We start from the raw sequence: 11,766 nt of genomic DNA on the forward strand, positions 1-11,766 counted from the left end.
GCCGTGAGCACGGACGGATGAACTTGGACGGCTACGTACGGGTGCGGGGCGCCCGGGAACACAATCTGCGCAACGTCGAGACGGCCATGCCCCGCGACTCCCTGGTCGCGTTCACCGGTGTCTCGGGCTCGGGGAAGTCATCACTGGCCTTCGGCACGCTGTACGCCGAGGCGCAGCGCCGCTACTTCGAGTCCGTCGCGCCGTACGCGCGGCGGCTCATCCACCAGGTCGGCGCGCCCACCGTGGACGAGATCACGGGTCTGCCGCCCGCTGTCGCGCTGCAGCAGCGGCGCTCCGTCCCGGGCGGGCGTTCGTCCGTGGGCACGGTGACGACGCTGTCCAATTCGCTGCGGATGCTGTTCTCCCGTGCGGGCCACTATCCGGCCGGTGCGCAGCGGGCCGATTCCGACGCGTTCTCGCCCAACACGGCGGCCGGGGCGTGCCCGGAGTGCCACGGGCTGGGAACGGTGCACAGCGTCACCGAGGACTCCCTCGTGCCGGACCCGTCGCTCTCCATCCGGGGCGGTGCGATCGCGGCCTGGCCGGGCGCCTGGCTGGGCAAGAACCTCCGCGACATCCTCGCCACTCTCGGCCACGACATCGACCGGCCGTGGGCCGAGCTCCCGAAGGAAGAGCGGGACTGGATCCTCTTCACGGACGAGCAGCCCGTCGTCACCGTGCACCCCGTGCGGGACGCGGCCAGCGTCCGCGGTCCCTACCAGGGCACCTACCAGAGCGCGAAGCGGTACGTCCTGCACACGTACGCGGACACGAAGAGCGCCACGCTCCGCAAGCGGGTGCAGCGCTACATGGTCAGCGCGGACTGCGCCGCGTGCGGCGGCCGGCGGCTGCGCCCCGAGTCGCTGGCCGTCACCTTCGCCGGGCGGAACATCGCGGAACTCGCCGCCCTCCCGATCCGCGGTCTCGCCGAAGTGCTGGCGCCGACCGCGGAGTCGGCGGACGAGGACAGTGTGGAGGGACGCCTCACCCGCGACCTCGTCTCCCGCATCGAGGTGCTGACGGAGCTCGGCCTGGGCTACCTGAGCATCGACCGGCCCGCGCCCCAGCTCTCGCCAGGGGAACTGCAACGGCTGCGCCTCGCCACGGAGCTGCGCTCCGGACTGTTCGGTGTGGTGTACGTGCTGGACGAGCCGTCGGCGGGCCTCCATCCGGCGGACGCCGAGGCGCTGTTCACCGTTCTGGACCGGCTCAAGGACGCGGGCAACTCACTGTTCGTCGTGGAGCACGACATGGATCTGGTGCGCCGTGCCGACTGGATCATCGACGTCGGCCCGGGCGCGGGGGAGCACGGCGGCGAGGTGCTCTACAGCGGCCCCGTCACGGGGCTGGCCGGCACCGAGCGCTCCGCCACCCGGCGCTTCCTCTTCCCCGGGACGGACACCGGAGCAGCCGACGAGACGACGGCGGGCAGTTCCAGCGTCGACCGTGCCCCGCGTCGCCCGCTCCGGAAGCCGGAGCGCTGGCTGCGGCTCACCGGCGTCACCTGCCACAACCTCGACGGGCTGGACGCGGCCTTCCCGCTCGGGGTGTTCACGGCGGTGACCGGCGTCTCCGGCTCCGGAAAGTCGACGCTCGTCAGCCAGGTGCTCGCCGACCTGGTCGCGGAACGCACCGGCGCCGCCCCGCAGGGCGGGCCCGAGGACGCGGGGACGGAGGACGAATCGGCCCCCGCCCCCAGCGGTGCGAAGGTGGCCGCGGCGGAGGGCGTCGACGCGGTGGACCGGATCGTCCGCGTCGACCAGAAGCCCATCGGCCGCACCCCTCGCTCCAACCTCGCCACCTACACGGGCCTGTTCGACGCCGTGCGGAAGGTGTTCGCCGCCACCGAGACGGCCCGGGCCCGTGGCTACACGGCGGGCCGGTTCTCGTTCAACGTGACCAGCGGCCGCTGCCCCACCTGCCAGGGCGAGGGCTTCGTCGCCGTCGAGCTGCTCTTCCTGCCCGGCACGTACGCGCCCTGCGACGACTGCGGCGGCGCCCGCTACAACGCGGAGACACTCGAGGTGACCTACCGGGGCGCCACCATCGCCGACGTCCTGGCCATGACCGTCGACCAGGCGGAGGAGTTCCTCGCGGACGTGCCGGCGGCGGCACGCAGCCTCGCCACGCTCCGCAGCGTCGGGCTGGGCTATCTGCGGCTCGGCCAGCCCGCGACGGAACTGTCCGGCGGGGAGGCGCAGCGCATCAAGCTCGCCGGTGAACTCCAGCGCACCCGGCGCGGGCACACGCTGTACGTCCTCGACGAGCCCACCACCGGCCTCCATCCCGCCGACACCGAGGTCCTGATGCGGCAGCTGCACGGCCTGGCCGACGCGGGCAACTCCGTCATCGTCGTCGAGCACGACATGGACGTCGTGGCCGGTGCCGACTGGGTGATCGATCTGGGGCCCGGCGGCGGTGACCATGGTGGCCGGATCGTCGCGGAGGGCGTTCCCGAGGACGTGGCACGTGCGCAGAACAGCGCCACAGCCCCGTACTTGCGGGCGAGCACCCGGAACTGAACCGGCCCACTGTCGCGAATGGTGGTCCGGAACGGGACCCGGCGGTGCGAGTGAGTGCTGGGCCCCGGTCCGGCCAGGAGCCCGGTTCTGGCTACGGTGGAGGTCATGACCGTCCGCCTGCTGCTCGTCGACGACGACCCTCTCGTCCGTTCCGGACTGAAGCTCATGCTGGGAGGCGTCGAGGACGTCGACATCGTGGGCGAGGCGTCCGACGGCGCCGAGGTGCCGCGCATGGTGCGCGAGTACGGGCCCGACGTCGTCCTGATGGACATCCGCATGTCCGGCACCGACGGGTTGACCGCGACGGAGCGGCTTCGCGCCGCGCCGGACGCGCCCGAGGTGCTCGTCCTCACCACCTTCCACGCCGACGCGTACGTGCTGCGCGCCCTGCGGGCGGGAGCGGCCGGGTTCCTCCTCAAGGACAGCGCACCGGAAGCGATCCTCGACGCGGTGCGGAAGGTCGCGGCCGGCGAGCCCGTGCTCTCGCCGGTGGTGACGCGCCGCCTGATCGACCACGTCACCAGCGGTACGGGCGACCGTCGCGGGGAGCGCGCGAGGCAGGCGCTCGCCGCACTCGCCGAACGGGAACGCGAAGTGGCCCTTGCGGTGGGCAGGGGCCATTCCAACGCCGAGATCGCCGCTGCGCTCTACATGAGCGTCCCCACCGTCAAGACGCACGTCTCCCGCATCCTCACCAAACTGGACCTCAACAACCGCGTCCAGATCGCCCTCCTCGCCCACGACGCCGGGCTCCTCGACGCGGACGGGACGGAGAGCGGCGATGCGGCGGGAGAGTGGGACACCGGGAGGTGACCTGCGTCCGGCTGGTGGCCGGGAATCCTCAGCGCCGCCGTCTGTTGGAACAGAGGTGACTACCGCGCCTCCGCACGACCCCGCCGCACAGTCGGACGCCGCCCCGTTGCTCCGCGGGGTGCGGCTGTCCGTCCTCGACCGTGCCCTCACGCGGCGGGGGGACCATCCCTCGCAGGCGCTGCGGGAAACCGTCCGCTTCGCACAGCAGGTGGAGGAACTGGGCTTCCACCGGTTCTGGGTCGCCGAGCATCACGGAGTCCCCGGGGTGGCCGGGGCCGCCCCGGCGGTGCTGGCCGCGGCGGTCGCTGCTGCCACGTTCCGTATCCGAGTGGGCACCGGCGGTGTGATGCTGCCGAACCATCGTCCGCTGGTCGTGGCCGAACAGTTCGGGGTGCTGGAGTCGCTCCATCCGGGACGGATCGACATGGGCCTGGGCCGCTCCGTCGGCTTCACCGGCGCCGTGCGGGAAGCGCTCGGCGTGGGCAGGGAAGCGGCGGAGGACTTCGGTGCGCTGATCGGCGAACTCCTCGACTACTTCCACGGCGACCGCCCCGTCCACGCCGTGCCCGCCGAGGGACTGAACGTCCCGGCGTACGTCCTGGCCGTCGGCTCGGGGGCGGAGACGGCGGCGGAACACGGGCTGCCGCTCGTCATCGGCGCGCACCGGGACCTCTCGCGCACCGTCACGGCCGTCGAGCGCTACCGCGCCGGATTCCGCCCCTCACGGCAGCTCTCCGAGCCGTACGTCGTCGTCGCCGTCAACGCGGCCGTCGCGGCCACGTCCGCGCAGGCGGAGACGCTGCAGATCCCCGAGGCGTGGGCCACCGTACGGTCCCGCACCCGGGGCGTGTTCGAGCCGCTGGTCCCGGCCGCGGAGGTCCTGGCGTACGACATGACGGAGCGGGAACGCCGGCTCTACGACGAGGCGCGGGAGTCCCAACTGCGCGGCGACGAACGGCAGATGGCCCGCACGCTCACCGAACTCGTCGCCCGCACGGGCGCGGACGAACTGCTGCTCACGCTCAACACCTACGACCCCGCCGACCGGTTGGACTCCTACCGGCGTCTGGCTCAGCTCGCACGGCAGCCGGAACCGTCCTCCATCTGAGCCGGGACGGTCGCCCCCCCCAACAACCCGGTCAGGCTCCCGGGTTGCTCTCCACCGCCTCGTCCGGAGCGCGGAGTTCGCGCTTGAGGATCTTGCCCATGTCGTTGCGGGGCAGCGAGTCGACGAAGCGCACCGTGCGCGGCCGCTTGTGCGGAGCGAGCTGGGCGGCCACGTGGCCGGAGAGTTCCTCGGCGGCCGGCGGGGCGTCCGGGTCGGCGGGCACGATCCAGGCGACGACACGTTCGCCGAGGTCGGGGTCCGACTCGCCGGTGACGGCGGCCTCGGCAACGGACGGCAGGGACAGCAGAACGTTCTCGATCTCGCCCGCGCCGATCTTGTAGCCGCCGCTCTTGATGAGGTCGGTCGCCTTGCGCCCGATGAGCCGCACGTAGCCGTCAGCGTCCCGCGTCGCCATGTCCCCCGTGCGGAACCAGCCGCCGTCGAACGCCTCGGCCGTCGCGTCCGGGCGGTTGAGGTACTCCGTGAACAGGTTCGGCCCGCGGACCTGCACCTCTCCGGGCGTCTCCGTGTCCTCGTCGGGGATCCGCTCGCCCGCCTCGTCGACCAGCCGCACGTCCACCGTGCGCAAGGGCGTGCCGACGGTGCCGGGGCGCGGCTCACCATCCGCGCGGACGCTGGTGTTCATCAGCGTCTCCGTCATTCCGTACCGCTCGATGACACGCCGGCCCGTGGCCGTCCTGATGGCCTCGTGGTCGGGCAGCGGCAGTGCGGCGGAACCCGACACCAGGAGCCGCGCGCCGGACAGTGCCTCGACGAGCGCCGGTTCACTGTCCAGTGCGGTCGCGATGCGGTGGTACATGGTGGGGACGCCGAACAGCATGGTGCCGCCGCTCGACAATTCGGCCGCCACACCATCCGTGGTGAACCGTCCCAGATGGCGCACCGAACCACCGCGCCGCAGCGGGCCGAGAATGCCGAGCACCAGTCCGTGCACGTGGAACAGCGGCAGACCGTGCACCAGCACGTCGTCCTCCGTCCACTGCCACGCCTCGGCGAGGTCGTCCAGATTGCTGGCGAGCGCGCGGCGGGAGAGGACGACGCCCTTGGGCGGCCCTGTGGTCCCGGACGTGTAGATGACGAGCGCGGGCGCGCCCGTGCCCGGTTCGGGCGCCGCCGCCCACGCCGACTCCTCCGCGTCCGGGTCGATGACGATGTCCGTGCGCGGCAGCCCGGACAGCTCCTCGGGGAGTTCGGCACCGGGTTCGGCCAGGACGCGCGACGGCGCGCTGTCCGCCACGATGTGCGCCAGCTCCCGTGCCCCGCTGCGCGGGTTGACCGGCACGGCGGGCACCCCGGCGAGCAGCGCCGCGACCACGGCGACGCAAGTCTCCATCGTGGGCGTCGCCCAGACCGCGACCTGCCCGGAGGTGTCGAGGCGGGACGCCAGGCTGTTCGCCGCCGCGCTGAGCCGGCGGTAGCTGAGCGACCGGTCGCCGAAGCGCAGCGCGGGCTGCGAGGACGCCGTGTGCAGTGCGGGGAAGAGCAGGGACACCCGGACTCCTTCGTGATCTCGTCTCTCGGCAGCCCAGCATCTCACCCGCCGGGACGCCCGGAGGCAGCGCGGGTGCGCGGACCGGTCCGCCTTCCCCTCGTCCGGCCCGGGCGGGAGGGAGGTCAGACGACGTGCGGGAAGAGAGTGAGGAACGGTTCGGTGGAGTCGTCCAGGCCGCGCGCGTACGGCGAGTCGAAGTGCCAGACCAGGAACAGCAGGAACGCCACCAACGCGGTGAAGAGACCCGCCAGCAGCAGCTCCCTGCCGGAGCGCTGGATCTGGAGGGTGAACAGCATGGCCACGGACACGGCGGCGCCCGCGATGAGGCCCACCCACACGACGCCCGGCATCGTCGGCTCGGCGCTCGCCGCCCGTTCCGCACGCGCCGCGTCGAGTGCGGCGACCCGCTCGGTCATGGCCTGGTAGGTCTGCTCCTCCTGCACGTCGGCCGGCTTGTGGGCGGTCACCTGCTGGCGCAGTTCCGCCAGCAACGCGTCGCCCCTGTCGAGGAGTTCGCCGTTCTTCGCCATGTGCGGCCATTCCTTGTCGACGGCGAAGCGCACGTAGGCGTCGACGTCCTTCTGGATGCGGTCGCGTTCCGCCTCGGGATAGACCTGAGCCCGCTCGCGGATCTCGTGCAGCGACTGTGCCTCTGTCCGGACGACGTCCTCGGCCACGTTGCGCGCCTCCCAGACACCGGCGATGGCGAGACCGAGCACGATCGCGTACACCACGCCGATCATCATCGTCATGTACTCGATCACGTCCGGCGTCTCCGACGGATCGTCGTCGTCACCGGCTCGGCGCTGCCGCAGCACGACGATGAGGAGCACGACGGCGCAGGCCGCCACTGTGCCGAGCGTGAGGATCATCCAGTCGGACATGAGTGAACTCCTGTGTCGTTCCCGCTGCTTGGGCGGGAACGAGGTGGTTGTAAGGGTGGGGAAAATGGCGCGCGAGGCAGGGGTGTATCGTCGCGCGCCCGGGAGGCGCAGGGGCGCGCGGCGACGGGCCGCTAAGAGGAACTGCCGCTGCTGCCGCGGGGACGCAGCGCCGCGGCAGCCAGTACCGCGGGGGCGACGATGAGCAGCGTCCGGGTCACGAGGGGGAACCGGGCATCCGCGTGGTCACGTACGGCCGACGACTCCAGGGGCAGGAGACTCCCGTGCGGTGATCTCTTCTCGGGAGACGGGGAGGGCTCGGGCGCGTCGGGTTGTTCGGGCGCCGGCAGCTCGGGGTGCGGCGCGGGGGCCGCCGTGGCCTTCTCCGGGGGTTCCGAGGCCCGGGGCGGTGGCGGAGGAGACGGCGACTGTGGCGGCGTGGGGCGTGCGGTCGGCGGGGGCGGAGCACACGAGCCGCGACGGGACGTCAGCCTGATGTCCGGGCCGTCCTCCTGCTGCACGGTCAGAGAGGAGAGGGAGCCGGGACAGCCGCGCACCGCGCTCATGTCCACCTGTGCGCCACCCGCGCTGACCGACAGCCCGGCACTCTCGTACGGGGCGGGTCGGCGGTCCTGCGTGCCGCCGTGCGGGGGCAGCGGAGGGACGGGCGAGACGGCCGGTGAGGGGAGCTCGATGTCGCGCGGTGTGCCGGATGAGGCGCTGGAACTTCCGGCCCAGCTGTGGGCAGAGGCCCCTTCGGTGGCGGGGCGCTCGGGAGACGAAGCAGAAGAGGACTGAGGGGCTGTCTCAGGGCGCGGGTCCGGATGTAAGGGAGTGGAGGTGAACCGGCCTGTGCCGTGCGGGAGTTCGCCGTTGTGGAGGTCCGGGTGAGGGTTGTCGCTCTGCTCGTCGGAAGGGTGCGTGGCTTCGACGCCGGTCAGTGGTGCGGGGTCGCCCGGGGGTGCCCAGGCGGCCGCCGCCGGTGCCGCACCGCACAGGGCGAGTGCCGCACCGGCGGCGGAGGCTGCTGCTGTGCGTCGGAGTCGCCGGACGTCGGGCGGTGAGTGCCAATCACGCGGTGTGTCCACGGAGTTGAGCATGCGCGCTCTGCCCGGCGAAGATCCTCTCCCACGGCCGATAATCGCCCGATCTGCTGAACTCCCGCATGGTTTGGAGAACCGGTACGGGCCGGCCGGGGTTGGGGACGGTGGCTCAGGCGGCCGACAGCAGTGTCATGTAGCGGTCCCAGTCCCAGTGCTGACCCGGGTCCGTGTGATCGGCGCCCGGTACCTCGTTGTGGCCGATGACGCGCGTACGGTCCCGGGGAATGCCCCAGGTGTCGCACAGTGACGCGGTGAGGGCCGCCGAGGCCGCGTACATGGCGTCGGTGAACCAGGCGGGGTCGTCGACGAAGCCTTCGTGTTCGATGCCGATGCTGCGGGTGTTGTAGTCCCAGTTGCCCGCGTGCCAGGCGACGTCCTTGTCGTGCACCATCTGCGCGATGTGGCCGTCGTTGGAGCGGACGACGTAGTGCGCGGAGACCTTGGCCTCGGGGTTCTGGAAGTGCTGCACCGTGCCGGCGAAGCTGCCCTGAGTCACATGGATGACGACGAACTCGATCGGGAACTCCGACGGTCTGTCCGCGGGGGTGAAGTTCGAGCCATTGGCCGGGATCCACTCGGCGTCCGGGTAGTCGGCCGTGGAGATGAGCCCGCCGGACCGTGCGGCGGCCGGGCCTGTCGCCATTGCCGTCGCGGCGCCGGCGACGCCCAGGGCGAGGCCGCCGCGCAGCAGGTTGCGGCGCGATGTGGCCCGGGAGGAGAGCGGTGCGGGGGTGGGGGTGAGAGGGGTGGTGTGGTGGATTGCGTGGGGGGAGTGGTGTCGTGCAGAACTCATCGTGGGCTCCCAGTGGGGGATGGGATCACGGACACGTGCATGACAAATTTACGCGCGTTGATAGTGGCATCGGCGCATCCTTTTGCCAAGGGCGTGGCGCGTTCGCGTTCTTGCGGTGCTGACTGTTGATCAGTTCTGACCGCTTCGGGTGTCCAGCTGGAGAGCGGGCCGGTTTCAGGAGCGTCCCGCGGCGGAGGCGTGGGACAGCGGTGCGTCGAGCACCGTCCGGACCACCGAGTGGGCGGCGCCGAGGAGCGGGCCGTCGGGCCCCAGAGCGGAGACGACGAGTTCCGGGACGGCGCCGGGGGCGGCCGTCCGGCGCGTCAGCTCTCGGCGCAGAGCCGGCAGCATCCACGGGCCGAGCGGTGCGAGCGTCCCTCCGAGCACTACGGCGCGCGGGTCGAGGAGGTTCACCGCGCCCGCCAGTGCGATGCCGAGGGCCGTCCCCGCATCCCGCAGCGCGCGACGGGCCCGCGGGTCGCCATCGGCGGCACGGGCCGAGAGGAGGCCCGCGGGGCTGGTTTCCTGCTCGTGGGCGCCGTCGTTCAGCAGGTGTCGCGCGGAGATCCCGGCGGCCCGCAGGACGGCGGCCTCGCCCGCGTACTGCTCCAGGCAGCCGCGGCCTCCGCAGCCGCACCGCGGCCCTCCGGGGCGTACGGGCACGTGGCCGAGTTCGCCGGCGAACCCCCGTGTGCCGCGCAGTAGTTCACCGTCCAGCACGAGCGCGGCGCCGATGCCGGCCTTCGCGGACACATGGATGAAGTCGCGCGGCGGATCACCCGTCATGCCTTCCGCTCCCGTTCCGCTTTCCGCCGTCCGGCCCGCTTCGCTGCCGGTGTCGGGGGAGCCGTCCTGCCGTCCGCCGAGCCACAGTTCGGCCAGGGCGCCGAGGTTGGCTTCGTTCTCCACCTTGAGCGGCAGTCCGGCGGGGGAGGGGAAGTGGGCGGCGATGTCGGTGTCGTGCCAGCCGAGGTTGGGCGCCCGTACCACCGTCGTGGTGCCGCGCGCGACGAGCCCGGGGACGGAGAGCGTGATGCCGGCGGGAGAGAGCCCCGTCGATGCGGCCTCGGCCACCGCCTGGTGGACCATTTCGCCGAGCCGGGCCAGCACTTCGCCCGGATGACTGTCGCGGTTTGCGGAGGCCTCCCGTGCGCGAACCCGGACGCGGCCGCGCAGGTCGACCGCGCACACGCTGAGGTAGTCGACGCCGACCTCGGCGCCGATCCCGCACGGCCCCCGGTCGTCCAGCGCCAGAGCACTGCCCGGGCGCCCCACACCTCCATCCGCACGGCCGGGCCCGAGCTCCACCAGGAGCCCGGCGCGCAGGAGTTCGTCCACGAGCGTGGAGACGGCGGCGCGGGTCAGACCGATCCGGGCGGCGACGGCCGCGCGGGAGGCGCTTCCCTCCTCGCTCACCGCGTGGAGGACGCGGGAGAGGTTGCGCCGGCGCATCTCCTGCTGCGAATTGGGCGCAGGGGCGGCTGCCATGGTGATGTCTCCTCGCTGAACTCCTGGGCGCGGCAACGCCCGTGGAGCCCCAGGTCACTGCCGTCGCAGCAGCGTATCCGCATCCCGGAGGGCCCCCGCGACGCGGTCGAGTGCCTCGTCGTCGCGCGGAACGGCCTCGTACGCCGGGCCGTCGGCCGTTCCCCAGCGCCGGGCGACGGCGGCCGGGTCCTCGCCCAGCAGGAGCCCGGCGGCCTGTGCCGCGGCGCCCAGGGCGACGAGTTCCTCCGCGCGCGGAACCTGGACGGCTCGACCGGAGAGACGGCGCACGGTGTCGCGCCATGCGGTGCCCTTCGCGCCGCCACCGATCAGCAGGAGTGGGGCCTCGTCTCCGGAGCCCTGTCGGGGCTCGTTCTCCAGTACCGGTTTCAGGGCCCGCAGCAGCGCGAACACGGCTCCGTCGTACGCGGCCTGGAGCACCTGCCCGCCCGTGGTTGCGTGCCGCAGTCCGGTCAACAGGCCGGAGGAGTGCGGAAGATGGGGCGTGCGCTCTCCGTCCAGGAAGGGGAGCAGGGTGACCTCGCCGCCGCCTTCGACGGCTTCGCGGCCGAGCCCGAGCAGTGCGGCGATCCGGTCCACCGCGAGGGTGCAGTTGAGGGTGCAGGCCAGCGGCAGCCAGTCGCCGCGTGCGTCGGCGAACCCGGAGAGGGTGCCTGTGGGGTCGGCCGGACGGTGCGTGGAGACGGCGTAGACGGTGCCCGAGGTGCCGAGGCTGAGCACCGGCTGTCCAGGATGGAGGCCGAGGCCCAGGGCGGCGGCCATGTTGTCGCCCGTGCCGCCGGCGACCAGCGCGCCTTCGGGCAGCGGCAGGCCGCCGCCCACCCTGCCCGCCGCTTCGCCCGGCGGCAGGACGCGGGGCAGCAACTCCGAGTCCAGTCGCAGCAGTTCGAGGATCTCCTCGTCGTAGGACTGGGTGGAAGTGGCCCACCATCCGGTCCCGGAGGCGTCGCCCCTGTCCGTGGTGCCCTCTCCCGTGAGGCGCCCCGTCAGATAGTCGTGCGGCAGACGGACCGCCGCGGTGGCCGCCGCCGACTCCGGTTCGTGCTCGTGCAGCCAGGCCCATTTGGTCGCGGTGAACGAGGGAGCCGGGACGCTTCCCACGCGCTCGGCACACAGTTCGGGCCCGCCCAACTGCTCCACCATCCAGTCGCGTTGGGGTGCTGACCGGACGTCGTTCCACAGCATTGCGGGCCGTACGGGACGTCCCGCGCGGTCGAGGGTGACGAGACCGTGCTGCTGTCCGCCGACCGACACCGCGGCCGCCTCGCCCGCCGCGTGCCCGCACTGCCCGAGCGCCGTCTCCAGGGCCTGCCACCAGGATTCCGGATCGCTCTCCTGGCCCGGGCCCGGGAGCAGCCGGTGCGGTGCCTGCCCCCGTGCGACGACGTGTCCTGTCCCGGCGTCGACGACGAGTGCCTTGGTGGACTGTGTGGAACTGTCCACTCCGACGACGAGCGGCCCCTCCGGTGCTGACATGGACGTCGGCTCCCTTCCCTCGCTGCGTGCGTTGCGCGCATACTAATTTGT

8 protein-coding genes are annotated in these 11,766 nt (G+C 72.5%); 3 read left to right on the plus strand and 5 right to left on the minus strand.

Annotation, left to right across the window (positions count from 1 at the left end):
- The first annotated feature begins 17 nt into the window (after window positions 1-17).
- The 3 genes from HCC30_RS15835 (at window position 18) to HCC30_RS15845 (ending at window position 4,443) form a co-directional block, all read left to right on the plus strand.
- Window positions 18-2,522, plus strand: a complete 2,505-nt coding sequence (locus HCC30_RS15835; protein ID WP_169443181.1) for an excinuclease ABC subunit UvrA — start codon at window positions 18-20, stop codon at window positions 2,520-2,522.
- Window positions 2,523-2,627: 105 nt separating this feature from the next.
- Window positions 2,628-3,335 (plus strand): response regulator transcription factor, encoded by a 708-nt coding sequence (locus HCC30_RS15840; RefSeq protein ID WP_169443182.1) that lies wholly within the window; start codon window positions 2,628-2,630, stop codon window positions 3,333-3,335.
- 118 nt (window positions 3,336-3,453) lie between these two features.
- Complete coding sequence (locus HCC30_RS15845) at window positions 3,454-4,443, plus strand: MsnO8 family LLM class oxidoreductase (protein ID WP_346776661.1); 990 nt, start codon at window positions 3,454-3,456, stop codon at window positions 4,441-4,443.
- Between the two features lie 31 nt (window positions 4,444-4,474).
- Here the strand turns inward: HCC30_RS15845 and HCC30_RS15850 are convergent, their stop codons facing one another.
- The 5 genes from HCC30_RS15850 to xylB form a co-directional block, all read right to left on the minus strand.
- Window positions 4,475-5,956, minus strand: coding sequence for an acyl-CoA synthetase (locus tag HCC30_RS15850; protein WP_169443184.1), 1,482 nt, complete (start codon window positions 5,954-5,956; stop codon window positions 4,475-4,477).
- Between the two features lie 122 nt (window positions 5,957-6,078).
- Window positions 6,079-6,840 carry a DUF4239 domain-containing protein gene (locus HCC30_RS15855; protein WP_169443185.1) on the minus strand — a complete coding sequence of 254 codons (762 nt, stop codon included), beginning with the start codon at window positions 6,838-6,840 and terminating at the stop codon, window positions 6,079-6,081.
- 1,209 nt (window positions 6,841-8,049) lie between these two features.
- Window positions 8,050-8,583 (minus strand): N-acetylmuramoyl-L-alanine amidase, encoded by a 534-nt coding sequence (locus HCC30_RS15860; protein WP_169443325.1) that lies wholly within the window; start codon window positions 8,581-8,583, stop codon window positions 8,050-8,052.
- Between the two features lie 324 nt (window positions 8,584-8,907).
- On the minus strand, window positions 8,908-10,221 hold the full coding sequence (locus HCC30_RS15865) for an ROK family protein (protein ID WP_169443186.1): 1,314 nt from the start codon (window positions 10,219-10,221) through the stop codon (window positions 8,908-8,910).
- A gap of 54 nt (window positions 10,222-10,275) precedes the next feature.
- Window positions 10,276-11,715: a xylulokinase gene (xylB, locus tag HCC30_RS15870; RefSeq protein ID WP_169443187.1), complete on the minus strand. Its 1,440-nt coding sequence runs from the start codon at window positions 11,713-11,715 to the stop codon at window positions 10,276-10,278.
- Window positions 11,716-11,766 lie beyond the last annotated feature (51 nt).

The organism is Streptomyces sp. HNM0574 (assembly GCF_012726235.1).
In the GTDB taxonomy this organism is placed as follows: domain Bacteria; phylum Actinomycetota; class Actinomycetes; order Streptomycetales; family Streptomycetaceae; genus Streptomyces.

What these genes read in the sequence shown, in the direction of transcription:
- xylB (WP_169443187.1), bottom strand. Translation starts at nt 11,715, where the DNA reads ATGTCAGCACCGGAGGGGCCGCTCGTCGTCGGAGTGGACAGTTCCACA.
- HCC30_RS15865 (WP_169443186.1), bottom strand. Translation starts at nt 10,221, where the DNA reads ATGGCAGCCGCCCCTGCGCCCAATTCGCAGCAGGAGATGCGCCGGCGC.
- HCC30_RS15835 (WP_169443181.1), top strand. Translation starts at nt 18, where the DNA reads ATGAACTTGGACGGCTACGTACGGGTGCGGGGCGCCCGGGAACACAAT.
- HCC30_RS15840 (WP_169443182.1), top strand. Translation starts at nt 2,628, where the DNA reads ATGACCGTCCGCCTGCTGCTCGTCGACGACGACCCTCTCGTCCGTTCC.
- HCC30_RS15860 (WP_169443325.1), bottom strand. Translation starts at nt 8,583, where the DNA reads ATGGCGACAGGCCCGGCCGCCGCACGGTCCGGCGGGCTCATCTCCACG.
- HCC30_RS15855 (WP_169443185.1), bottom strand. Translation starts at nt 6,840, where the DNA reads ATGTCCGACTGGATGATCCTCACGCTCGGCACAGTGGCGGCCTGCGCC.